The 25927-nt window shown below is 29.8% G+C and carries 23 protein-coding genes; 7 read left to right on the forward strand and 16 right to left on the reverse strand.

Annotation, left to right across the window (positions count from 1 at the left end; all coding sequences use genetic code 11):
* Positions 1-7: 7 nt before the first annotated feature.
* From xseA to topA, 4 genes are all read left to right on the forward strand, one after another.
* Entirely contained in the window at positions 8-1207 is a 1200-nt protein-coding gene (xseA, locus tag I6E17_RS01550) for an exodeoxyribonuclease VII large subunit (protein WP_235235105.1), read from the forward strand.
* 3 nt (positions 1208-1210) lie between these two features.
* Entirely contained in the window at positions 1211-2047 is an 837-nt protein-coding gene (locus I6E17_RS01555) for a tetratricopeptide repeat protein (protein ID WP_176828603.1), read from the forward strand.
* 20 nt (positions 2048-2067) lie between these two features.
* A complete protein-coding gene (gene dprA / locus I6E17_RS01560; RefSeq protein WP_235235106.1) occupies positions 2068-3141 on the forward strand; it encodes a DNA-processing protein DprA in 1074 nt (357 codons plus the stop codon).
* Between the two features lie 151 nt (positions 3142-3292).
* Positions 3293-5602 carry a type I DNA topoisomerase gene (gene topA, locus I6E17_RS01565; RefSeq protein ID WP_176828605.1) on the forward strand — a complete coding sequence of 770 codons (2310 nt, stop codon included), beginning with the start codon at positions 3293-3295 and terminating at the stop codon, positions 5600-5602.
* A gap of 456 nt (positions 5603-6058) precedes the next feature.
* Here the strand turns inward: topA and dapF are convergent, their stop codons facing one another.
* The 15 genes from dapF to I6E17_RS01640 form a co-directional block, all read right to left on the reverse strand.
* The gene (gene dapF / locus I6E17_RS01570; RefSeq protein ID WP_235235108.1) at positions 6059-6895 is read right to left on the reverse strand and encodes a diaminopimelate epimerase; all 837 of its coding nucleotides are present in this window, start codon (positions 6893-6895) and stop codon (positions 6059-6061) included.
* A 13-nt stretch (positions 6896-6908) separates the two neighbouring features.
* A complete protein-coding gene (lysA, locus tag I6E17_RS01575; protein ID WP_235235110.1) occupies positions 6909-8213 on the reverse strand; it encodes a diaminopimelate decarboxylase in 1305 nt (434 codons plus the stop codon).
* Positions 8214-8337: 124 nt separating this feature from the next.
* Positions 8338-9234 carry an Hsp33 family molecular chaperone HslO gene (gene hslO / locus I6E17_RS01580; protein ID WP_176828608.1) on the reverse strand — a complete coding sequence of 299 codons (897 nt, stop codon included), beginning with the start codon at positions 9232-9234 and terminating at the stop codon, positions 8338-8340.
* Between the two features lie 15 nt (positions 9235-9249).
* Positions 9250-9735: a ComEA family DNA-binding protein gene (locus tag I6E17_RS01585; protein ID WP_235235111.1), complete on the reverse strand. Its 486-nt coding sequence runs from the start codon at positions 9733-9735 to the stop codon at positions 9250-9252.
* 48 nt (positions 9736-9783) lie between these two features.
* Positions 9784-11181, reverse strand: coding sequence for a coproporphyrinogen III oxidase (locus I6E17_RS01590; RefSeq protein ID WP_176828609.1), 1398 nt, complete (start codon positions 11179-11181; stop codon positions 9784-9786).
* Between the two features lie 48 nt (positions 11182-11229).
* Positions 11230-12276 (reverse strand): type IV pilus twitching motility protein PilT, encoded by a 1047-nt coding sequence (locus I6E17_RS01595; protein ID WP_235235112.1) that lies wholly within the window; start codon positions 12274-12276, stop codon positions 11230-11232.
* A 25-nt stretch (positions 12277-12301) separates the two neighbouring features.
* Complete coding sequence (locus I6E17_RS01600; RefSeq protein ID WP_176828611.1) at positions 12302-13105, reverse strand: undecaprenyl-diphosphate phosphatase; 804 nt, start codon at positions 13103-13105, stop codon at positions 12302-12304.
* A 23-nt stretch (positions 13106-13128) separates the two neighbouring features.
* Entirely contained in the window at positions 13129-14127 is a 999-nt protein-coding gene (rfaD, locus tag I6E17_RS01605; protein ID WP_235235113.1) for an ADP-glyceromanno-heptose 6-epimerase, read from the reverse strand.
* Positions 14128-14174: 47 nt separating this feature from the next.
* Positions 14175-15029, reverse strand: coding sequence for a PHP domain-containing protein (locus I6E17_RS01610; protein ID WP_235235114.1), 855 nt, complete (start codon positions 15027-15029; stop codon positions 14175-14177).
* A gap of 292 nt (positions 15030-15321) precedes the next feature.
* The gene (locus I6E17_RS01615) at positions 15322-16041 is read right to left on the reverse strand and encodes a hypothetical protein (protein ID WP_176828614.1); all 720 of its coding nucleotides are present in this window, start codon (positions 16039-16041) and stop codon (positions 15322-15324) included.
* 25 nt (positions 16042-16066) lie between these two features.
* Positions 16067-18676 (reverse strand): preprotein translocase subunit SecA, encoded by a 2610-nt coding sequence (secA, locus tag I6E17_RS01620; RefSeq protein ID WP_235235116.1) that lies wholly within the window; start codon positions 18674-18676, stop codon positions 16067-16069.
* A gap of 98 nt (positions 18677-18774) precedes the next feature.
* Positions 18775-20793 carry an NAD-dependent DNA ligase LigA gene (gene ligA / locus I6E17_RS01625; protein ID WP_235235117.1) on the reverse strand — a complete coding sequence of 673 codons (2019 nt, stop codon included), beginning with the start codon at positions 20791-20793 and terminating at the stop codon, positions 18775-18777.
* 167 nt (positions 20794-20960) lie between these two features.
* Positions 20961-22289 carry an APC family permease gene (locus I6E17_RS01630; RefSeq protein WP_235235118.1) on the reverse strand — a complete coding sequence of 443 codons (1329 nt, stop codon included), beginning with the start codon at positions 22287-22289 and terminating at the stop codon, positions 20961-20963.
* A 176-nt stretch (positions 22290-22465) separates the two neighbouring features.
* The gene (locus I6E17_RS01635; RefSeq protein ID WP_176828618.1) at positions 22466-22969 is read right to left on the reverse strand and encodes a flavodoxin; all 504 of its coding nucleotides are present in this window, start codon (positions 22967-22969) and stop codon (positions 22466-22468) included.
* A gap of 2 nt (positions 22970-22971) precedes the next feature.
* Positions 22972-23694: a tRNA threonylcarbamoyladenosine dehydratase gene (locus tag I6E17_RS01640; RefSeq protein ID WP_176828619.1), complete on the reverse strand. Its 723-nt coding sequence runs from the start codon at positions 23692-23694 to the stop codon at positions 22972-22974.
* 264 nt (positions 23695-23958) lie between these two features.
* Here I6E17_RS01640 and rplU point away from each other — a divergent pair, with 264 nt between their 5' ends.
* Genes rplU through rpmA form a run of 3 tightly spaced genes read left to right on the forward strand, consistent with a single transcriptional unit; the run spans position 23959 to position 24895 of the window.
* Positions 23959-24270 carry a 50S ribosomal protein L21 gene (gene rplU, locus I6E17_RS01645; RefSeq protein ID WP_176828620.1) on the forward strand — a complete coding sequence of 104 codons (312 nt, stop codon included), beginning with the start codon at positions 23959-23961 and terminating at the stop codon, positions 24268-24270.
* Between the two features lie 4 nt (positions 24271-24274).
* The gene (locus I6E17_RS01650; RefSeq protein WP_176828621.1) at positions 24275-24610 is read left to right on the forward strand and encodes a ribosomal-processing cysteine protease Prp; all 336 of its coding nucleotides are present in this window, start codon (positions 24275-24277) and stop codon (positions 24608-24610) included.
* Positions 24611-24895, forward strand: coding sequence for a 50S ribosomal protein L27 (gene rpmA, locus I6E17_RS01655; RefSeq protein WP_176828622.1), 285 nt, complete (start codon positions 24611-24613; stop codon positions 24893-24895).
* A 65-nt stretch (positions 24896-24960) separates the two neighbouring features.
* Here the strand turns inward: rpmA and I6E17_RS01660 are convergent, their stop codons facing one another.
* On the reverse strand, positions 24961-25905 hold the full coding sequence (locus I6E17_RS01660; RefSeq protein ID WP_176828623.1) for an NrtA/SsuA/CpmA family ABC transporter substrate-binding protein: 945 nt from the start codon (positions 25903-25905) through the stop codon (positions 24961-24963).
* Between the last annotated feature and the right edge of the window lie 22 nt (positions 25906-25927).

Consider the following 25927-nt stretch of genomic DNA (forward strand, 5'->3'; position numbering starts at 1 on the left):
AGGAGATATGGCAGACAGAGTATACAGTGTAAGTGAATTTAATAAAATAGTAAAAGGTTATCTGGAAGAAAACCCTGTTCTGCAGGAATTTTTCTTAAAAGGAGAACTTTCAGGAGTAAACTACTACAGAAGCGGACATCTTTATTTTACCTTGAAAGATAGTAAATGTCAGGTAAAATGTGCAGCTTTCAGTTATAAATATAAAAGAATACCTGAAGATTTAAAAGAGGGAGATTCTGTTAAAATTTTCGGAGATGTTGGATTTTATGAAAACAGAGGGGATTTTCAGATTCTTGTAAGACATATTGAAAAAGAAGATAAAATAGGAGAGCTTTACAGAAAACTTGAGGAGGTAAAAAAATCATTTGAAGAAAAAGGATATTTTTCTCCTTTATACAAAAAACCTCTTCCAAAATATCCAAAATCAGTGGGAGTAGTTACATCTCTTAATGGAGCAGCTCTTCATGATATTATAAACACTGCAAGAAAAAGAATGAAAAATATAGATATCTATGTTTATCCTGCAAAAGTTCAAGGGCCAGGTGCGGCTGAGGAAATAGTAAAAGGGATTGAAACTCTTGATAAGATAGATGAAATAGATTTTATAGTAGCAGGAAGAGGAGGAGGAAGCATAGAAGATCTTTGGGCTTTTAATGAAGAAAAAGTGGCTCTTGCATTTTTTAACTGTAAGAAACCTATAATTTCTGCTGTAGGGCATGAAATAGATTTTCTTCTTTCAGATTTAACAGCTGATATAAGGGCAGCAACTCCTACTCAGAGTATGGAAATAGCTGTTCCTGTAAGAAGTGATATAGAGAGTATGCTTGAAAATAAAAAGAAATATCTTGATTCTCTTATAAAAAGCAAAATAGAAAAAAGTAGAAAAGAACTTGAAAATTTAGAAAATTCTTTTGCACTTAAAAATTTTTCAAGATATATTGATGACTGCAGAGAAGAAGTTGTATCAAGAGAAAAAGAACTTCAAAGAGCATTAAAAATTTTTCTTGAAAGAAAGAGACAGGAACTTATTCTTAAAACAGAAAAGATTATAAATATTAATCCTCTTTCAACTCTTTCAAGAGGATATAGCATTACAAGAAAAAACAATATAATTTTAAAAGATACATCTTCTCTTAAAGAGGGAGATGAAATTACTACTAATTTATATAATGGTACTGTAATAAGTACAGTAAAGGAGATTAAATAATTTATGAAAAAACTGGCAGTAATATTTTTTATTATCTTTTCTTCAATGACATTTGCAGAAAAAGATACATATTCTTTTTTTGAAGGATTCTTTTCTGGAAAACCTAAGACAGATCAGAATAAAAAAGAGGAAAAAAAGGAAAGCACAGCACCTTCTCTTATTCCTATAATAGAAGGAGAAACTGTTCCTGAATATCTTGAATTTCAATATATAGATGAAAAAACAAAGGAAGAAAAAACATTTCGTGTTTATGTAACTTCTCTTCAGCCTGGAGACAGAAGGCCAGCAGAAATAGCTGCTCTTGAAAATGCAATTGCTAAAGAAACAGTAAGAGAAAAAATAACTCCAATGATGAGATATTATGAAAACAGTTTTAAAAAGCATATTGAAAATATAAGCAGCAATCCTGAAAAAATATATCTTTTAGGAAATCAATATTTTATTAATAAAAAATATGAAAGAGCGAAGGATATTTTTAGTAAAAATATAGATACAGCAGATAATCTTTTTGGGGCAGCTGTGACAAATAGATTTCTTGGATATGATAAGACAGCAATAGATTACTATAGTGAAGTGATATATTTAGAACCTAATCTTGCAGAGCCTTATCTTGGAAGAGGGATATGCTATAGAAATATAGGGAGATACAGAGAAGCTCTGGCAGACTTTTTAAAATATAAATCAATGAAAAATACAGAAGAAGCTTATACAGCCTTGGGAAATATTTATATTTTAAGAGAAGAATACAGTCAGGCAAAACAAATTCTTACAGAGGGAAGAATGCTTTATCCAAATTCAAAACTTATAAGTGAATTGCTTGTAAAAGCTTATGCAAAATAAAAACATTCGGGGGTAGGTTTATGGAATGGTATAGACTTAAAGCTGCCGGAATAAAAGACAGTATTATAGGAAGACTTATGAAAGAACTGGAAAATTATCAGGATATTTTTTTGCTTGATAGAAATCAGCTGAAAAAATATTTTAAGATAGATGATGAGACAGTTAATATTATATATGAGTCAAGAAATGCAGATTTTTCAGAAGAATTTAAAAAACTTGAAAAATTAAATATAAAAGTTATTTCTATGAAAGATGAAAAATATCCAGAAAGATTAAAACAAATTGCACAGCCTCCAGTCTTTCTTTATTACAGAGGAGATATATCTCTTGCAGGAAAAGAAAAGATAATAGCTGTTGTAGGTACAAGAAAACCTACTGTATATGGAAAAAATTCTTGTGAAAGAATAGTAGATGAACTTACAGAAGGAGATGTTACAACAATAAGTGGGCTTGCTCTTGGAATTGATACTGTTTGTCATAAAAGAACTCTTCAAAAAGGAGGAAAAACAATAGCTGTTGTAGGTTCAGGACTTGATGTTGTATATCCTTATGAGAATAAAAAATATTGGGAAGAAATTGGAGAAAAAGGACTTCTTCTTTCTGAATTCCCTCCTGAAACCCCTCCCAATGCTTATAATTTTCCAAGAAGAAACAGAATAATTGCAGGACTTTCAAGAGGGGTTGCCGTTATAGAAAGTAAATCAAAGGGAGGAAGTCTTATTACAGCTTATCTTGCTTTAGAAGAGGGAAGAGATGTATTTGCAGTTCCAGGGGATATTTTTTCTCCTGCTTCAGAAGGAACAAATGAACTTATAAAAAAATCAGAAGCAAAGCTTATAACTTCTGGAAAAGATATTCTTGATGAATTTGGATGGAATATTTTAAATGAAGAAAAAGAGGAAAAATTGTGTAAATTTTCTATGACAGAAGAAGAATATAAAATTTATGAAATTTTAAATGTTGAAAAAAACCTTGATGAAATAATTTTAGAAAGCGGAATAAAAGCTGGAAATTTACTGGCACTCCTTATGGAAATGGAGATTAAAGGAATTGTTTCAAGTATCTCAGGGGGAAAATATAGAAGAAAAAAGTGATAAAAAGGTAAAGAAATATTGATTTTTTAATATTCTTCTACTATAATTAAACAAGAAGTTTCATTATATATGTTATAATGATATATATCAAAAAGAAAAGTTTCTGAAAAAGACAGAAAATTATAATAAAATGTGTGGAAGGGATAGAATAATGGCAAGAAAAAAATCACCAAAGAAAAACTTAGTAATAGTTGAGTCCCCAGCTAAAGCAAAAACAATAGAAAAAATATTAGGAAGTAATTTTAATGTAACAGCTTCCTTCGGACATATAAGAGATTTGCCTAAAAGCACACTTGGAGTGGATATTGAAAATGGTTTTAAGCCTAATTACTCAACTATAAGAGGAAAGGGAGAGATAACAAAAGCACTTAAAGAACTTGCAAAAAAATCAGATAAAATATATCTTGCTTCCGATCCAGATAGAGAGGGAGAGGCAATAGCATGGCATATAGCCCATACTTTAAAGCTTGATGAAAATGAAAATAACAGAATAGAGTTTAATGAGATTACTTCATCAGCTATAAGAGAAGCTATAAAACATCCAAGAAAGATAGATACAGATAAAGTAAATGCTCAGCAAACAAGAAGAATTTTAGATAGACTTGTAGGGTATGGTATAAGCCCTCTTTTATGGAAAACAATATCAGCTAATACAAGTGCAGGAAGAGTTCAGTCAGTTGCTCTTAAACTTATCTGTGAGCTTGAAGACACTATAAAAAACTTTGTTCCAGAAAAATTTTGGGATATTAAAGGGAAATTTAATGATAACCTTGAACTTCTTCTTTATAAAATTGATGATGAAAAGATTGATAAATTAAAAGATGAAAGTTTAGTTAAAAGAGTTCAGACTTTGGAAAAAGAAAAATTTCTTGTAGAAAATGCTAAAGTAAACAAGAAAGTAAAAAATCCTCCTCTGCCTTTAAAAACAAGCACTCTTCAACAGCTTGCATCATCATATCTTGGTTTTGCTGCTTCAAAAACAATGAGAGTTGCTCAGGGACTTTATGAGGGGATAAATATAGAAGGAACTCATAAAGGGCTTATAACATATATGAGAACAGACTCAACAAGAATATCAGAAGAAGCAAAAGAAATGGCAAAAGATTATATTCTTAAGAATTTAGGAAAAGAATATTTAGGAAAGGATACACCTAAAAAGTCTGAAAAAAAACAAGAGAATGTTCAAGATGCTCACGAAGGTATAAGACCTACTGATATAAATTATCATCCAAAAGATTTACAAAAATACCTTGATAAAGACCAAATGAAACTTTATACACTTATCTGGGAAAGATTTTTAATTTCTCAGCTTGCACCTATGAAATATGATCAGTTTGAATTAATATGTGGTAAAGATAATGTTCAATTTAGAGGAGTTTTAAATAAAATAACTTTTGATGGATATTATAAAATATTTAAAGAAGAAGATGAAATACCTGTGGGAGATTTTCCAGATATAAAAACAGGTGATAATATGACTTTAACAAGCCTTGAAATAAAAGAAGATTATACAAAACCTCCTGCAAGACTTACAGAGTCATCTCTTATTAAAAAACTTGAATCTGACGGAATAGGAAGACCTTCAACTTATGCAACAATTATAGATACTCTTAAGAAGAGAGAATATGTGTCTCTTAAAGGAAAAAGTTTCGTTCCTACACAGCTTGGATATGAAGTTAAATATGTTTTGAATGAGCATTTCCAAGATATAATGAATGAGAAATTCACTGCTGATCTTGAAAATAAACTTGATGAAATAGCCGAAGGAAAAGAAAACTGGCAGAAAATTCTTGAAAATTTCTATAAGGGACTTTCTAAAAATATAGAGAAATATAAAGCTGAAGTTGAAAAAGATGAAAATAAAGTGATTGTTTCAGATGTAAAATGTCCTTGTGGAAGAGGATATATGATATTAAAGAATGGAAGATTTGGAAGATATCTTGCATGTGAACATGAAGACTGTAAAGAAAAATTTTCTCTTAAAGGAATAGATATTCCTATGGAAGATATTCAGACAGGAAAGATATATGTAAATGATATTTTAAAAGAAAAGCTTGATGCAAAAAGAGGAAAAACAACAGATGTAAGAACTCCTGAAGGAGCAGTAATGCTTCTTAAATTAGGAAGATTTGGAAGTTATCTTGAAAGTGAAAATTATGCTTCAGATAATATAAGAGAGCCACTTCCTTCAGAAATAAGAAAACTTCTTGCTCAAGGAAGTGTAGAAGAAAAAGATGGAGTAGTTCTTCTTAATGAAAAGATAAAGGCTATAAAAGATGAAGAAAATAAAATTCTTTCAAAAGCTGGAGTCTGTGAAAAATGTGGAAAGCCTTTTAAAATAGGAAGAGGAAGATGGGGAAGATTCCTTGCATGTACAGGATATCCTGAATGTAAAAATATTAAAAAAATTGATGCAGAAGGAAATATAATAGAAACAAAAGAAAAAACAAAAAAGAAATAATTTGTATGGATATATAAAAGATATATTGGTTTATTATAATGGGTACATAAGAAAGGAAGCAATGAACTTTCTGGAAAAATTACCATATTATCAAAATGTTTATGAGTAGAATTTTATTTTTATCTCTCTCCCTTACATGTATAAAAATAAAGTTTATATTCATAAATACAACCATCAATTAAATGCCTAAACCCAAAATAAAGGAGATGATACCCGTCATCTCCTTTTCCCTTTTTTGTAAATTTTAATATTTTAAATAGAGCTGTTGTAAATCTATAAAAATAAAATTTTCTTCTGTGAAAATATTTTTTATTTATATTGTTCGTTTCACTAAAAATGACAAACTCACTTCGTTCAGACAGTGTCATTTTTCAGCGTTCAACTCACTTCATAAATTACAAAAATATTTTCAATATTCTAAAATTTTATTTTTATAAATTATAAAATGCAGTATTCTTATTTCTTTAAATCAACAGTTCCTTCAAAAGTAATTTCTGCACTTCCTCTTAATTTAACTCTGTCTTCAAGGACTTGAACTTCAAGTTCTCCTCCTTCTGTATAAACTTTTATTGTGTTGTCCATTCCTTTTAATTTATGGCATAAAAGAGCAGCAGAACTTGAACCAGTACCACATGCCAAAGTTCTTCCAGCACCTCTTTCCCAAGTAAATATTTTTATTTCGTTATTAGAAAGAGGAAGAACAAAGTTTACATTTGTTTTCTTAGGAAAAATAGGATTAACTTCAATTTTAGAACCTATATCATTGACATCGTATTGCCCTTCATGTTCTATGAAGATTACAGTATGGGGAACACCTAAAAATATAGATGAAAAAGTAATTTCTTTTCCGTCAATTGTAAGTTTTTTATTAAAAGCATTTTCTCCTTCAACATTTACAACTATATCTTTAGGAGAATATTTTATATTTCCTATTTCAATTTCAATTTTTTCAACAATTCCTTTATCATTTATATTAAGGACAGCTGTCTGAACTCCTGCAAGAGTTTCTATTTTTAATATATCTTTTTTTACAATATTTTTTTCATATACAAACTTAGCAAAGCATCTTATTCCATTGCCACACATTTCCCCTTGTGAACCGTCACTGTTATAATAGTACATTTTTACATCGCATTCTGTACTTGGAAGAGCTACCATGATACCATCTCCTCCAACTCCAAATCTTCTGTCACAAAGACTTTTAATTTTAGGAACTATTTCATCAAGATTGTATTTAAAGCCGTCTATAAGCAGGAAATCATTTCCGGCTCCTTGCATTTTTGTAAATTCCATTTAATCCTCCTGTTTAGTCTTCAAAATTTACATCATTTCTTATTAAATATTCGTATGTTTCCCTTCTTACTAGAAGTCTTGATTTTCCATTTTTAACAAGAACAACAGCTGGTTTTCTAAGTCTGTTGTAATTGCTTGCCATAGAATAATTGTATGCTCCTGTTGTTGCTACAGCAAGAATATCCCCTGCCTGTGCTTCTGCCATAAAAGTATCTTTTATAAGCATATCCCCTGATTCACAGCATTTTCCTGCAACAGTAACTTCATCAGAAGTTTTTTCATTCATTTTATTGGCAATACATCCTTCATATTCTGCCTGATAAAGAGCTGGTCTTATATTATCTGCCATTCCACCATCAACAAATATATATTTCTTTCCACTGTGAGTTATTTTTGTTCCCCCTACAGTGTATATTGTTGTCCCTGCATTTCCAACAATACTTCTTCCAGGCTCTATAATAACTTTTTCAAGAGAAATTTCATATTCATCAAGTTTATTTTCAAGTATTTCTACCATTTTTTTCATAATCTGAGGAATATTAAGTTCTTTATCCCCTTGAACATAATATATTCCAAATCCTCCTCCAAGATTAAGAACTCTTGTATTAAAATTTAGTTTCTCTTTTACAGTTTCTATAAATTTCATCATAGTTTCTATTTCTTCATAGAATGCTTTTGTATCAAATATTTGTGAACCTATATGGCAGTGAAAACCAAGAAGTTCAACATACTCAGATTTTTGGAACTCTTTTATTATATCATATATTTTATCTTCATATATAGTTTCTCCAAATTTAGAAGAATCTTTTGATGTTTTTATGTATTCGTGAGTATGTGCTTCAATTCCTGGATTAACTCTTAAAAGTACTTTTACTTTTTCTTTTTTTATTCTACATATTTCTTCTAGTTTTTTTAATTCAGAAAAACTATCAACAATAATTGTTCCTACTCCATAATCAATACACATTTCAAGTTCTAAATCACTTTTATTATTTCCATGCATATATACATTTTCCATAGGAAAACCAGAATGCTTTATTGTAAAAAGTTCCCCATCAGAAACAGCATCAACTCCTAAACCAAATTTATTTACAAGCTGACACATTCCTATATTTAAAAAAGCTTTTGTGGCATATATAACCTGTGTTTTAAATTTTTCAGAAACAAAATATTCTTTATATTTTTTCATATTATCTTCAATAAGTTTTTGATCCATTATATAAAGAGGTGTTCCATATTCCTCTCTAAGTTTTTCAACAGATATTCCTCCAATATGAAGAACACCATTTATAATTTCAGAACTTCCAAACAATTTCATATCCATCACCTTTTAAAAATATTTGAGTAAAAAAAATCACAGTCTGAAATACCAAACTGTGATAAAAAATATAAAATGCAGTAGAATTTTTCACAGATAACATTTTATTTTATTAATTTTTTAATTATTTTTCTAAAAAATCTTTAAAGTCATCTTCAGTGAACTGATATTTTTTTCTGCAGAAATGACATTCAGTTTCAATAGTACCTTTCATTTCTTCAAAAAGTTTTTTTAATTCCTCTTTTCCAAGAGTGATAAGACCTTTGTAATATTTTTCTTTGCTGCAGTTACAGCTGTATGAAATTTCTCTCTCTTCCATAATCTCATAATCTTCAACAAGTCTTTCGTGATTTTCATCAGTCATGTCTTCATAAAGAAGTTTCAGGATTCTTTCAAGATCCATTCCTCCTTTAAATAACTCTGTAACATTTCTGATTGCTTTTATTTTTTCTTCAAGACGGTCTATAAACTTTTCATCAGCATCAGGGAAAAGCTGTATCATATATCCTCCAGCTGATCTTACAGTTTTATTATCTTTTAAATCAACTCCAAGAGCTATAACTGTAGGAGTTTGTTCAGAAGTTACATAATAGTATGCAATATCCTCTGCAATTTCTCCTGAATTAATTTCAGAAAGTCCCACATAAGGTTCTTTTAATCCCATATCTTTAATAACTCTTAAACTACCTTTACCTATAAGGTTTGCAACATCAGGTCTTCCTGTAGGTCTTGGAGGAAGATCTGCCTGAGGATTAGCAAGATATCCTTTAACTTCTCCTTTTCCATTTGCTGTAACTGTCATCTGAGGTACAAGTCCGTCAGTTGAAGTGATAAGTGTTAAAAGGTCATCACCTTTTAAAGACATTCCCATTATAACACCAGCTGTTAAAAATCTTCCAAAAGCTGCTATTGCAGTTGGGCTGCATTCATGTATGTCCAATGCTTTTTGAACAATTTCAGTTGTATCTGCAAGAAAGAATCTTGCATTTTTACTTGCTCCTCTTATTATTCTGCTTTTCATTTTATATACTCCTTCCTAGTAAACATCATATCTTATAATATCTTTGTATTTTTCATATTTATTTTGTGAAATAACTTTTTTTAATATGATGTTGTTTTTTATCTTTTTATTTTTTTCTAAAAATTTTCTTATATTTTTTATTTCTTTTTTATTAAATCCATAGTAAGATAAAATTTTATCATCAGCTTTATTAATATAAAGTGGTTTTATATTTGGAATCTCATTTATAAAAAAATATTTTTTTAATTTTTCACATGTTTTTTCACCAATTCCACTTACACTTTCAAGTTCATTAATATTTTCTATTCCACCTTTTATATCTCTGAAACTTATTATTTTGCTTACATAGCTTTCGGCTACTCCACTTCTTAACATCTCTTCTCTGGTTGCTTTATTTATGTCAAGCTTTCCAGAAGCATTGTCACTTATTATCATTTTATATTTTGCCCCGAAAGAAAAAATGGATATTATAAAAAATAAAGTTAATATAATTTTTTTCATAAAACCTCCGATAAAGCTGATGATTGTATAAAGAAAATGAACAGAAAATTAAAAATTAAAAAGTTCCTCTTTTTGCTTCATTCTTTCTTTCATCTCACATATATACATATATGGATCTTTAGGATTAATATATCTTACAATAGAAGCTCTTGTTTCATCAATCATTTCTACTTTTTTACTTATAGCTCCTCCTCCAAGAGCTATTGTTGACTGATTTTCTTCTATCATTTCAATATTAAATATAGATTCTTTTCCTTCTTTTGAATATCCCACATTTTCTCCCCATTCAAGACTATTTTTTTGTCTGTAAAGATAATATGGTTTTAAATTCATTTCCTCAGTAAGTTTTTCTATTTCTGCTTCAATTTTTTCATTTTCAATAGCAGTTATTTTATATTTTTCTCTTACAAGTTTTGAACCATTTTTAACAGCAAGAGCATGGATTGTAAGGTTATCTATATCATATTTTCTTACTTCATTAAGAGTTCTTAAAATATCTTCAACACTTTCTCCAGGAAGTCCTAAAATTAAATCCATGTTTACTATAAATCCAAGTCTTTTTATTTCTTTAAAGATTTCATCAAAGTGTTTTCTATCAAAGTTTCTGTTAAGTTCCTTTAAAATATGTTCATTGAAACTTTGAGGATTAAGACTTACTCTGTCAACTCCTTCATCTTTTAGAATTTGAAGTTTTTCAATATTTAAAGTATCTTCTCTTCCAGCTTCAAAGGTAAATTCTTTTAAATGCTCAAGGTTTATATTTTTATATACAGCGTCAATAACTCTTTTTAAATCTTTTTCAGTAAGAATGCTAGGAGTACCCCCTCCCATATAAAGAGATTCTATTCTGCATTTTTTTCCTTGAAGCATTTCTCCTGTAAGTCTTATTTCTTCAAGAAGTGTTTCTACAAATTCATCGTAGAATTTTCCAAGTTTGCTGTTGATTTCATAAGAAGCAAATGAACAATATCTGCATCTTGTAGGGCAGTATGGTATCCCTATATACATATTTACAGCCTTATCATTAAGATAAAGGCTTTCTTTTTTAACCACATCTATAAGAAGTTTTCTTTTTTTAGGAAAAGCAAAATAAAGCTTATCAAGGATTTCATCAATTTCCTCATAAGAATATCCCATAATAAGAAAACGCCTTACAAGTTTTGTAGGTCTTACTCCCATTAAAGCACCCCAAGGGTATACTTTTTTAAATAATTTTAAAAGTCCTGCTTTTATCATTACAATTTTTTGATCAACCATTTTATCACTGTAATTTTTCAGAGTGAAAACAAAAGAATTTTCTCCTGAAGTAAGTTCAAGAGAGATAATATCTTTATTTTCTTCAAGAGTTCTTACATTAAGAGTATCTATTTCCACATCAGGAAGCATAACTTTTTTAAATTCATGTATTGTATTATCTTTAATATTAAAATCTAAATTAATTTTCACTTAATTCTCCATATATTTTTATAAATTTTCTGTATTAAAAAATAAAAGTTATCTGTTTTTTCTTAAAGCTTTCACCATATTTTCATATTGAATATTGCTTATTTTATTTTCTTTATACAGATCTTTTAGACATTCTTCTTTATTAAGCATTCCGTCTCTTCCACTTATATCTATAAAAGACTGAATTTGATTTATTTTACCATTTTTTATAAGATTTGCAATTCCTCTATTTATATAAAGCATTTCACAAAGAGGAACTCTTACTTCAGAGATACCTTCAATAAGTTCTTGATAAATTACCCCAATAAGATTTGAAGCCAGCTGTCTTTCTATAAGATTTTTTTTATTTTCAGGAAATACAGAAAGGATTCTGTCAACAGTATCAACAGCTCCATTTGTATGAAGAGTTGCAAGAACAAGATGGCCAGTTTCAGCAGCTGTAAGAGCCATTTCCAAACTTTCAGTATCTCTTAGTTCTCCAACCATTATAATATCAATATCCTGACGAAGAGCAGATCTTAATCCATCAATAAAACTTTTAGTATCCCGTCCCACTTCTCTTTGTCTTATAATGCTTTTCTTTCCTTTGAAAATATATTCAATGGGATCTTCAATAGTTAAGATATTAAGATTTTCTTCCCTATTAAATTTTTCTATAATTCCTGCAAGGGTACTGCTTTTTCCACTTCCACTTTTTCCTGAAACTATAATAAGCCCTTGTTTTTTTTCAAGAAGTTCATATATTTTTTTATTTATTCCAAGTTCTTCAAGAGTAAAAGGTTCTTCTCTTATAAGCCTTATACTCATGCCTATGTTTTCTTTTTCATAAAAAATATTTATACGGCAGTTAATTCCACAAGCTTTAAAAGAAAAATCAAGTTCTTTTTCTAAATTAAGAATTTTTTTATCTTCTTCTTTAGAAACAAAAGAGGATAGGTCTTTCATATCCTCTTCTGTAAAAGCATTATATTCTTCTATTCTTATAAGTCTGCCGTTAATTCTGAACACAGGAACTTCTCCAGCAAGAAGATGGATATCTGAGGCTTTCATCATTTTTCCTTTGTTTAAAATTTCAAAAAAAGTTTCTTTGTTCATAAAACCAGACTCCTTTTTTATAATTTTATTTTATAAGCAGCAGTACTAATATTCCAAGAATTATTCTGTAAACTCCAAAAAGTTTGAAAGTTCTTGTTTTAATATATCCCATAAACCATTTTATTACAATGTAAGCTACAATAAAAGCTGTAAATGAACCTGCAAACATAAGAGTCCATTCCTGAGAAGTAAAGCTAAGCCCACTTTTCATAAGTTTTAGAAGAGTAGCTCCAAACATTGTAGGTATTGCAAGGAAGAAAGAAAATTCTGCTGCAACACTTTTTGACAGTCCAAGAAGAAGAGCTCCTACAATAGTAGCTCCTGATCTTGAAGTTCCTGGTATCATTGCAAGGCATTGGAAAAAACCAATAGCTAATGCTGTTTTATATGATATATCTTTAAGTGATGTTATTTTTTTTGCCTTTATTTTATCTTCAATAAAATAAAGGATTATTCCATAAACTATAAGCATTATTGCAACAATTTTTGTATTTCCCATAAACATCTCTGTAATGTAGTCATCTGCAAGAAAACCTATTACTCCTGCTGGAATAACTCCTACAAGAATTTTACTCCAAAGAGTAACTCTTTCAATTAAAACTTCTTTATTTTTTACAAATGGGTGAATATCTCCCCAAAAATAAAGAAGAACTGAAATTATAGATCCAAACTGAACTATAACAAGAAAGTTATCCATAAAATGTTTGCTTATATTAGGACTGTTAATAAATCTTTCAACAAGAATCATATGTCCTGTACTGCTTATTGGAAGAAATTCTGTAACTCCTTGAACTATTCCAAGAAGAATAACAAGTAAAAAAGGATTCATTTTTTATTTTCCTCCCAAGTATATTATAGATAAGGATCTTCTTTAGAAAGATAGTTTACAACATAATCATAAACTCCCTCTTCAAGAGTATGGAATTTTTTAGTATATCCTGCTTTTTTAACTTTATCCATTTTTGCTTCAGTAAAGTATTGGTATTTTCCTCTTAAGTCTTCAGGCATAGGAACAAAAGTAATTACATATTCTTCTTTTAAATCAGGGTTTCCAGAAGCTGCTCTCATTGTTGCCATAGAAAGATCTTTAAAGCTTCTTGCTTTTCCTGTTCCTACATTATATACTCCTGAAGGAACTTCTTCTGTTAAGAAATAATATAATAAATCAACAACATCTTTTATGTATACGAAATCTCTTAGTTGTTCTCCATCAGCATACCCTTCTTTATGAGATTTGAAAAGTTTAACTCCTCCATCAGCTTTATATTGGTTGAAAGTATGGAATACCATAGATGCCATTCTTCCTTTGTGGTATTCTTGAGGGCCATAAACATTAAAGAATTTACAGCTTATCCATTGTTTTGGAGTCTTAGTTTGTTTGAAAGACCAGTCATCAAAAAGTTTTTTAGAATATCCATATTTATTTAAAGGAAGAAGCTTATGGAATTGTTCAACAGTGATATCGTCATCATATCCTTGTTCTCCAGCACCATATGTAGCAGCAGAAGAAGCATTAACAAAGTTTATATTGTGATCAGCACAGAATTCCCATAATTTTTTAGTATAACCATAGTTATTACTCATTAAGAAATCTCCGTCTCTTTCTGTTGTTGCTGAGCAAGCACCAAAGTGCGCTACTCCTGTAATTTTAGCTGCATTTTTCTCATCAGCAAGCCATTCAAAAAGGTTATCTCTGTCAACCCAGTCAGCATAATCTCTTTTTCTTAAATTAAGCCATTTATCTTCTGTTCTCATTTTATCAACAGCTAATATGTCGTTGATTCCCATTTCATTTAATTTCCATATAAACGCACTTCCGATAAAACCGGCAGCACCAGTAACAATAATCATTATTTTACCTCCGTTATTTAGCCTTATATATAAATTCTAGCTGTTTTTTACAATAAATTCAAACTTTTTTTCATATTCTCATATTCTGAAAGATTAAGTCCCGTATCTCCAAGAGAAACTTCAACTCTGTTTCCTCCATGGAAATCTGATCCTCCTGTTATGATAAGGTTGTATTTTTCAGCAAGTTTTTTATAATATTCCTTATCTTTTTGTGAAAAACTGTAATAATTAACTTCAAGTCCTTTTAAACCATGTTTTATAAGTTCTGAAATAAGTTTTTCAACCTCATCTTTGTTTTCAGTTATAAGCTTAGGATGAGCAAGAGAAACAAAAGCACCATTTCTCATAAGAATATCAACTGCATCGGCAGGTTTATAGTCTCTTTTTTCTACAAAGGCTGCTCCTCCTTTTCCAAGATAATTTTTAAAAGCATCAGATTTACAGCTTACATATCCTTTTTTTAGCATAATTTCTGCAAAATGTGCTTTGCTTATAACATTTCCTTGAACAATGGTTTTAAGTTCATCCATAGTTACAGGAAGATTTAAATCAGCCAGTTTTTTTATAATTTTTTCGTTTCTTTCATTTCTTATATCAGCAATTCTGTCAAGTTCTTTTAAAAAGTCTGTATCATCAAGATTTAAAAAGTATCCTAAAATATGAACATCTTTTCCATTAAGATTGCATGACATTTCAATGCCTTTTATAATTTCAATATTATATTTTGCTTCATATTCTTTTATCTTCTTACTGTCTTTAAGTCCATCCACAGTATCGTGATCTGTTACAGCAAGAACTTTAAGCCCTTTTTCAGAAGCCATTTTAACAAGTTCTTCTACTGTATATGTACCATCAGAATTTACTGTGTGAGTGTGTAAATCTGCAATTACTTTATTTTCCATTTCTTTTTTCCCTCTCTTCTTTATCTCAAATAAAAAATAAAAGGCTGTTGTAAACTATAAACTTATAAAAAAAATTATTTTTATAAGTTTTTCCTGCATTGAAAAATAGTTTGTGATTAATGCAGTGAACAAAACATGAAAATTCATATGTTTGAGGGCAAAGCCCGAGTTTATGAATTTTAGTTTTGAGAACAACATTAATAGAACTATTTTTCGCCAGCAGGACAGTTTTCTTTTGGTTCGTTTTCTTTGACTGTACAAAGAAAATGAACAACAACAGCCTTATTTTTTATTAGTTATCCCATTTTTCAAGTTCAGAAAGATATGGAGAGTAAGCAATGTATAGAGCTTTAGCATTTACATTGTTTCTTTCTTGTTTAGTAAGCATTCCTTTTTTATAAATAGTTACAATTTCCATAACTCTATCTGAAACTTCAGAACCATACCAGCTGTTTTCATTGAAAAACTCAGCTCTTTTTATAAATTTGTTAAGAAGTTTTCTAAGTCTTTTTATATCTTTTTTATCTAAATCAGATTTTTGAGAGAAAGCAACTATTTCGCTCCATTCTTCAGGTGTAGCTACTGTATTTTGAATATGGTTTGAAGGATTTGCCATTCTAAGACGGGCATCACTTACCATTTTATCAACAAGACCTTTTCCATTTTTTATGTTTGTATCGCTAAGATAAAAACTTCTGTCAAGACCTGAAACATATCCATTAAGAAGAGAGTTAAATTTATCTCTGTCTTCTTGTGTAAGCTCTTCTTTTTCAGGAAGAGTTTTAAGGAAATTGTAGTCTTTTTCACTCATTTTTCCTGTTTTTTGTAAATAATAGATAGGATTTTGGTTTCCATACCAGTCAGGGATAAGAGATTCTTCAACAACAACCTTTGCTATTGTACGATCCCATTGTTTTATATCTTCATCTTTTATCTCATGCTTTTCTGTTACTTTTACAGAACTGCATGCAGTTACTAATAATAATGCTCCAACAGCTAATAATTTTTTCATAATTAATCCTCCTGTAATTTGGTTATTATCTTCCACAACACTTATTATATGGCTTTCCGCTTCCGCAAGGACAAGGTCCTTCAGGATTTTCATCTCCTCCTGCAACAGCTTCTGCTTCCATTTGTTCTTTTGTTTTTACAACAACTTTAAACATATATGATGTTGTTTCCATTTTAATAGTTTCAAGCATTCTTCCATAAAGCTCCCCTGAAAGAAGTTTGTATTCAATTACAGGATCTTTCTGACCATAAGATCTCAGATAGATTCCTTCTCTTAAACCGTCAAGAGCTTTTAAGTGCTCTCTCCATCTGTTATCAACTACTTCAAACAGAACATATTTTTCTATTTCTCTCATCAGGTCTGAACCAATTTCATTTTCTCTTTCCTGATATTTAGCTTCTATTTCTTCAAATAACTTATCTGCATATTCTTCAATACCATAAGATTTATATTCTTCAAAATCTTTGATTTCATATCCATAATGTTCTTCAAGGAATTCAGAAAGTCCTTTGATATCCCATTCGTCTTTAAATTCTCCAACAAATCTTTCAATAACAGCAGACTGAATAGTTCCTCTAAGCATTTCTGTAATAGTGTCTTTTAAATCAGTTTTAGAAAGAGCTTCATTTCTGCTTGCATAAATTGCTTCTCTTTGTTTATTCATAACATCGTCAAATTCAAGAAGAGATTTTCTGATTCCAAAGTTTCTTGATTCAACTTTTTTCTGAGCATTTTCAATAGCTTTGCTTATCATTTTATGAGCGATAGGTTCTCCTTTAGGGATACCAAGTTTTTCCATAACAGTTTTTACTCTGTCAGAACCGAAAAGTTTCATAAGATCATCTTCAAGAGAAAGGTAGAATTGAGATTCTCCAGGATCTCCTTGTCTTCCTGATCTTCCTCTTAACTGATTATCTATTCTTCTTGATTCATGTCTTTCAGTACCAAGAATATAAAGTCCTCCAAGAGCTTTAACTTTTTCTTTTTCAGTTTCACATTGAGCAATGTATTTATTTAAGATTTCACTGTATCTTTCATCTGAAACAGGAACTTCACTTTTTGCCATAAAGTCTGGATTTCCTCCAAGCATAATGTCAGTTCCTCTACCTGCCATATTTGTAGCTATTGTTACAGCTTTATATCTTCCTGCCTGAGCAACAATTTCAGCTTCTTGAGCATGGAATTTAGCATTAAGAACATTGTGAGGAATGTTCATTTCTTTTAATCTATTAGAAAGAAGTTCAGAACCTTGAATTGTAATTGTACCTACAAGCACAGGCTGTCCTTTGTCGTGAAGTTCTTTTATTTTTTCAACGATAGCATCTATTTTTTCTTCTTTTGTTTTATAAATAATATCTCCGTTGTCTTTTCTTATAACAGGTTTGTTTGTTGGGATAATAACAACTTCAAGACCATAGATATGCATAAATTCAGCAGCTTCAGTTTCAGCAGTACCAGTCATTCCAGAAAGTTTTTTATACATTCTAAAATAGTTTTGAAGAGTTATTGACGCAAGAGTTTGGTTTTCACTTGCTATTTTAACTCCTTCTTTTGCTTCAATAGCTTGATGAAGGCCGTCAGAATATCTTCTTCCTTCAAGTGCTCTTCCAGTAAATTCATCTATTATAACTACTTCATTTTCTCTTACAAGATAATCTTTATCTTTAACAAAAAGTTCTTTTGCTTTTAAAGATTGCATTAAATAGTGTGTAAGTTCAATATTATTTGGTGAGTAAAGGTTATCAAGTCCAAGCATTTTTTCAACTTTTTTAACACCTTTTTCAGTAAGAGTAACATTTTTTCCCTTTTCATCAACTTCGTAGTCTTTCCACATTTCTTCAGGGAAATTCATTTCTTTTTTCTTTTTAATATCAGTTATTTTTTCAGTTTCTCTACTTCTTTCAAGCATTGTTGCTATTTGGAAGAAAGTCTGATAAAGTTTTGCAGTATTTGCAGCAGCACCTGAAATAATAAGAGGTGTTCTTGCTTCGTCAATAAGAATTGAATCAACTTCGTCAACAATACAGAAGTTTAGTTCTCTTTGAACTTTGTCTTCAAGTCTTGGTACCATATTATCTCTTAGATAATCAAAACCAAACTCAGAGTTTGTTCCGTAAGTTATATCAGCCTGATAAGCTGCTTTTCTTAAGTCATTATCAAGTCCGTTAATAATAACTCCAGAAGTAAGACCTAGGAAAGAATATAATTGTCCCATTTGCTCTCTATCTCTTTGAGCAAGATAATCGTTTACTGTGATTACATGAACTCCTTTTCCTGTAAGAGCATTTAAGTAAATTGCAGTAGTGGCAACAAGAGTTTTTCCTTCCCCTGTTTTCATTTCTGTTATTTTTCCCTCGTGAAGTACAATTCCTCCAATAAGCTGTACATCATAATGTCTCATTCTAAGAACTCTTTTTGAACCTTCTCTTACAACAGCAAAGGCTTCAACAAGAAGATCATCAAGAGTTTCTCCTGCTGCAAGTCTTTTTTTGAACTCATCAGTTTTTCCTCTAAGTTCTTCGTCAGAAAGTTTTTCATATTCAGGTTCAAGAGCGTTGATTTTTTCAACAGTTTTTCTCATTCTCTTTACTTCTCTGTCATTTTTTGTTCCAAAGATTGCTTTTAATAAACCCATTTACCTGTTCCTCTCTATATTTAGTTATTTATTTTATACAACTTTACATTCTAAATACTACCATAAAGTAAGCTCTTAGTCAAAATATTTATTGCTTGTTATCCTTGTATAAGCTGGAAAAATTCTTCTTCTGATAATATTTTTATTGTACCAATATCCTGAGCTTTTTTTAATTTGCTTCCTGCATCTTTTCCAACAATAAGATAATCAAGATTTTTACTTACAGCAGAAAGATTTTTTCCTCCAAATTTTTCAATTTCTTCTTGAATTTCTTTTCTTGAAAATCTTTCTAGCTTTCCTGTAACAAGGAAATTCTTTCCTTGAAAAATATCTTTCTCAATTTTAGACTCTTTAAGAAGAGAAAAGTTTACACCAAATTCTTTTAAACGATTTATAGTTTCTATATTATTAGAATCTCTCATAAAAGAAAAAACAGATTTTGCAACTTTTTCTCCCACTCCATCTATCATAAGAAGTTCTTCCTCAGACATTTTCATAAGTGTATCTATGTTTTTACTTTTTTCAGCTAGAAGATTTCCTAAGAATTTTCCTACATAAGGTATTCCTAGTGCATAAAGAGTTTTTGAATAATCTCTTTTTTTACTTTCTTCAATGGAATTTAAAAGGTTTTCAACGCTTTTTTCTCCCATTTTTTCTAAGCCTGCTATATCTTGTCTGTAATTTTTAAGATTGTATATATCAGTTATATTTGTTATAAATCCAAGTTCAAGAAATCTTTCAATAATTTTTTCTCCAAGTCCTACAATATTCATTGCATCTCTTGAAACAAAATATTCAATTCTTCCTTGTACTTTTCCCATACAATGTTTATTTGTACATTTTAAATCTACAAGTCCCTCTTCTTTTTCAAGCAGAGAACCACATACAGGACAATTTTCAGGAGGAACAACAATTTTTTCTTCTCCTGTTCTTACTTCTTTAATAGATTTTACAACCTGAGGAATTATTTCAGCAGCTTTTTCTATTATCACTCTGTCACCAATTCTTATATCTTTTCTTTTAATTTCATCAAAATTATGAAGGCTTGCTCTTTTTACTTTACTTCCAGAAACTTCAGCCTCTTCAAGCTCAGCAACAGGAGTAACTTTTCCTGTTCTTCCTACCTGCCATGTTATATCAAGAAGCTTTGTAGAAACTTGTTTAGCAGGAAATTTATATGCTATTGCCCATCTTGGACTTTTAGTAGTACTTCCAAGAATATTCCAAAGATCAAGGCTATTTACTTTTATAACCATTCCATCTGTTTCATAATCAAGTTTTTCTCTTTCATCTTTCCAAAACTCTATTCTTTTTTCAAGTTCTTGAACAGAGTTAATGACTTCTCCTATTCCTGTGGTTTTAAGACCAAGTTTTTCAATATAATTAAGTGCTTCTCTGTGAGTTGAAAGATTATATTTCTCGCTGTTTACTATAAAATAGAAATAGCAGTCAAGTCCTCTTTCTTTTACAATTTCAGCATCTATTTGTCTTAAAGTTCCACTGGCAGCATTTCTTGGATTGGCAAAGGTTTCCTCCCCTGCTTCCATTCTTTTTTTATTAAGTTCTTCAAATCTGCTTATAGGAAGAACAATTTCTCCTCTTACTTCAATATCTATATTTTCCTTTAAAAACTTAGGAACAGATTTAATCTGCATAACATTTTCAGTAACATCTTCTCCAATAACTCCGTCACCTCTTGTTACTGCTTGAACAAGTTTTCCTTTTTCATAAGTTACACTTATAGAAAGACCATCAAGTTTAACTTCAAGGACATAGTCAATTTTATTTTTAACAGAGCTCTCCTGAGAAATTATTTTTTCAGCTCTTTTTATAAAATCTTCAATATCTCCTATATTGTAGCTGTTTGAAAGGCTAAGCATAGGGCTTTTATGTGTTACTTTTTCAAATTTTGTATCTTTTAAACTAGAACCTACATTCATGCTTGGAGACATATTATCTGCAAATTGTGGATATTCTTTTTCAAGACTTTCAAGCTTTTTTAAAAGTTTATCGTATTCAATATCAGATATTAAACTTTCATTTTTAGAATAATAATAGTAATTATATCTTTCCAGTTCTTCTCTTAAATTTTTAATTTGTATTTCTATATTTTCCATTAAATTAACACTCCCGAACTTTTATTTTTTCAAATTAATTATAACTTTTTTATCTGTAAAATGTCTATGATTTGTTTTATTAAGAAAGTTTTTTGACAAAAAATAAAAAAGGCTGCTTTAAAATTATTTAATAAAAATTTTTATAATTTTTCAGCAGCTTTTATTTATTAATTATTTTTTTTACTCCAGAAAACAAGAGAAACAGCTATAACAGCAAGACATATTCCAAAATAAATAATTGTCATAGGATTTTGAAGACCTCCTATTATAATAAGAAGAGATCCGATTATAGCAAGGACAGGAATAATTATTCCTCTTATTTTTCCTTCAACCTCTCCCTTTAAATATAACTGTATAACACAAACATAAAGAATTATATAAAGTATATAACTTGCTACTATAGGAATTTCAGAAACATCAGAATTTGGTATAAGATTATTTTTCTGAACATAATAGTTTATATATTCCCATACACAAGCAATAATAAATGCAACAAGTGCAGAATATTCAGGAAGATGTGTTTTTTCATTTACTTTTTTTAATTTTTCTTCCATAGGGAACATACCTCTTAAAGCAAGAGAGTAAGGAAGACGGATAAATCCAAGTATAAATCCATTAAGAGTTCCAAGAACAGAAATAATTACAAAAATAAGAATAATTTTTGCTCCCATTTCTCCAAATAGTTTTAAAGCTGCAGCATTAACATGCTGATCTCCCATTTCTATAATTTGAGCAGGTCCAATTAAAAAACTTATTCCTGTAAAATAGAATATATATGCAGCAAGAACAAATATAGGTCCTACTATAAGTGCAATGGGAAGATTTCTCTTTGAGTTTTTAATCTCATGTGCTATTGAAGTGGAAACAACCCATCCGTCATAAGAAAAGGCTATAGGCCCAAGTGCTGCAAACCAATTTATTGAAGAAGGAACTGAAGCTGTTTTTTCAGCTATAGGCATTGCTGCATATGGATCTCCATAAATAAATCCAGCTGCTGCTATTATTATAAGTGGAATCATTTTTATAATTGTTGCACAATTTTGAAAATATCCTCCAAGAGTTGCAGAAAGGGCATTGATAATAAAATATATTATTGCTGCTATAAGTCCTATAACTCCTATAAGTTCAGGTGCAGCATTTATACCAAAAAGCATACATATATATACTCCAACTACCCAAGAAACCACAACAGTTACAGCAGGATAATATATAAATACCTGAAACCATCCAAAAGCACAGGCAGTTTTCTTTCCTGAAAATTCATCAGCATATGTGATAAGTCCTCCAGCTTTTGTAGTTTTTGAAGCAAGAACTCCAATGGCAAGACTTCCAAAGATAATTCCTATAGCTGCCAGAGAAAATAATAAAATACCATCTCTGATACTTCCATTAGTATATACTAAAATATTGTCACTCTTAAAAAATATTCCCGAACCTATTACTGTTCCAACTATCATAGCAATAGCGGTGAATAAACTATATTCTTTTTTCTGCATATTGTCTCCTTGTTTCTATACATTATATATAGATTAAATTTTTTAATGAAAATTTTTTGATACGATAAATTATACAATATAATTTGAATTTTGAAAATGAAAAAATAAAAAAATCGGAACTGTTAAATTTATATTTACAGCACCGATTTACTTTCAATTATAAAAGTTTTTAAATATTAATAAAAATTCTTTTTAAGTTCAGAAATCCAGTTCATAACTCTTTCAGGAGTTTCGTCATCCTGATTATTTTCATCAATAGCAAGACCTACAAATTGATCTCCTATAACAGCATTACTTTCTTCATAACGATATCCTTCATTTGAAGTGAAGCCAATAACTTCTCCACCATTTTTTATGACAACATCATAAAGGACTCTCATTCCTCCTACAAATGATTCCCCAAAAGCAAATTGATTTCCAAGACCAGCAACAGCTACTTTTTTTCCAGTGAAATCAATTTTCTCAAGTTGAGGCATAACAGCTGCCCAGTCTTCTTGAACTTCTCCCACACCATAAGTAGGTGTTAAAAGTATAAGATTTTTAAATTCCTCTATCTTATCAATACCATCAGCTACATTTATAGTTTCATAATTATCTTTTCTAAGATTGAATTCTATTTCTTCAGCAATTGCTGCTGTTTTACCTGTGTTTGAACCGTAAAATATTCCTATTTTTTCCATGATTAATTTCCTCCTGAATTTTTTAAACCACATATGTCTTTTATTACTTCTCCACCTATAATAAGTCCAGCAACAGAAGGAACAAAAGAAATACTTCCAACATTTTTTGACTTTTCTCTGCTCCCATCTTCATTTAATGGTTTCATAGGCAGTTCTTTTGAGTAAATAACTTTAAGTTTTTTTATTCCTCTTGTTTTAAGTTCTTTCCTCATAACTTTTGCCAAAGGGCATACTGAAGTTTTAGTGATATCACTTACTTCAAGCATAGTGGGATTAATTTTATTTCCTGTTCCCATAGAAGAGATTACAGGTATATTTTTTTTAACAGCTGTTTCTATTAAATCAAGTTTTGATGAAACAAGATCAATAGCATCTACAACATAGTCATAACTTTTACCTTCAAAGAAGAAATCTCTTGTTTCTTCATTATATTTTTCCTTATAAGCATGAATTTTTATATTTGGATTTATAGAAAGAGCTCTTTCTTTTATAAGTGTAACTTTATCAAGACCTATTGTATTTTGCAGGGCAATTATCTGTCTATTGATATTTGTAATATCAACAGTGTCATAGTCTACAACAGTAAGTTCTCCTATTCCTCCTCTTACAAGAGCTTCAACAGTAAAACCTCCCACTCCTCCTGTTCCGAAAACAATGACATGAGAATTTTTTAATTTATTAAGATTTTCTTTACCTATTAAGAGTTCTTCTCTTTGGAAAATCATAAATACCCCCGCTTATATTTTTTACTAAATCAATAAAGAAATTATAACCTTATACAGATTAAAAATCAATATTTTTTTATTTTCTCAAAATCTCTGTATCTAAAATGTACACAGAATTTTATAAAAAACTAGTTAAAAAAATACAAAAAAATGAATAAAAACCCTTGACTTATAAAGTAAAGTATAGTATTATATTTTAAGTTACGCATGATGAAGGTCGTCAGCAACCTGTCATCAGCGATTAATACTTTTGGAGGTGTTAGAATGTACGCAGTTATAAAAACTGGTGGTAAACAGTACAAAGTTGCAGAAGGTGATGTTTTAAGAGTAGAAAAGCTTAATGCTGAAGTTAATGAGACTGTAGAATTAACTGATGTTCTTTTAGTAGCTAATGGAGAAGATGTAAAAGTTGGAACTCCAGTAGTAGAAGGAGCTAAAGTTGTTGTAGAAGTATTAAGCCAAGGTAAAGGGGCTAAAGTAGTTAACTTCAAATACAAGCCAAAAACTGGAAATCACAGAAAAAAAGGTCACAGACAACTTTTCACTGAGATTAAAGTTACAGCAATCAATGCATAGTTAAATGACAGAGATTGAAGTTTTAAGAAAAAACGGCAGAATTATAAAATATAAAGCTGCTGGTCATGCAGAATATGACGAATATGGATCAGATATAGTGTGTGCAGCGCTATCTACAGCATTACAGTTTCCTCTTGCAGGATTTCAGGATGTTTTAGATATCTATCCAAGATTTGAAATATCATCTGAAGGTCTTTTATCAGTAGATTTAGCTGATATGGACTTGAAAGGTAAAGAAAGAGAAGTGCACACTCTTTTGGAAAGCATGTTGGTAATTGTAAGGCAATTATCAAAAGATTATCCTAAAAATATAAAGCTTGTAGAGAAGGAGGAAATTTAAATGTTATTTACATTAAATATACAATTATTTGCCCACAAAAAAGGACAAGGTTCTGTTAAAAACGGAAGAGACTCTAATCCTAAATACCTAGGAGTTAAGAAATATGATGGAGAAGCTGTTAAAGCTGGAAACATCATCATCAGACAAAGAGGTAACAAATTCCATGCTGGTGTAAACATGGGAGAAGGTAAAGACCATACATTATTCGCTTTAATAGACGGATATGTAAAATTTGAAAGATTAGGAAAAGACAAAAAACAAGTTTCTGTTTACGCAGAAAAATAGTTCTTTAAACTAAGAAATTAAAAGCCCTGAATTTTCAGGGCTTTTTTACTTTAACATATCTATTTTTATTTTAAAATAATTTTATCAATATCAATTCTATTTTCTTGTAAACCATTTTTTAAGAGAAATTCCTGTGTATTTTTTAGTTCAGCTATATCTTTTTCAGTTATTTCAGGAGAAAAATCATAAATTTCTTTTAATTTTTTTATATCATCTTTTGAAAGTCCTGTTTCAGCACTTACAATTTCAGAAGTTTTATCAAAATTATTTTCAATAAAATCAGCAGTTCTTTTATTAAGATTTATAAATCTTTTTACCATGTCTGGATGTTTTTTATAAAAATCAGAACTTACAGCAGTAACAATTACTCCTTGTATAAGCCCTTCTCCTGAAGTAATAAGTTTTGCTCCATGTTTTAAAGAGTTTTCAGCAGCAGGACCTGTAAGAAGAGCAGCATCAATAACCCCCTTTTCAAGAGCAGCAGCACAGTCATTCACTTTCATATTTATAAATTCAACATCATTTATATTCATATCTTCTTTTTCAAGAGCAGCAGCTAAAAGTTGATGAAGAACAGTTCCTTTAGGTCCTCCCACTTTTTTTCCTTTTAAGTCTTTTGGAGAATTAATTTTATCAGATTTTGTAACAAGAATAAATCCTTTTGGAGAACGGCTGTAAATATTTGTAATAATAAAATCAGCTCCATTTGAAGCAGAAATTATTGCAGAAGTCCCTCCAAAAGCATGAAGGATATCTAAGTCTCCTGCCATAAGAGCCTGAACTTGCTGAGGACCTGAAGTAACATCATGGAAATTTACTTTTACTTTATCGTCTTTAAACTCTTCCTGAGCAAGATTAAGATTTTTTATAAGTATTGAAGGAATATTTAAAGGTCCTTTAGCATAACTTATATTTATTTCTTTTAACTCTTCTTGTTTACTTTTACAGCCTGTGAAAGTAAAAACAGTAAGAATTAAGCTTAAAGATAAAAAAATTTTTTTAATATTCATTTTTAACTCCTTATTTTAATGT

The organism is Fusobacterium perfoetens (genome assembly GCF_021531595.1).
In the GTDB taxonomy this organism is placed as follows: domain Bacteria; phylum Fusobacteriota; class Fusobacteriia; order Fusobacteriales; family Fusobacteriaceae; genus Fusobacterium_B.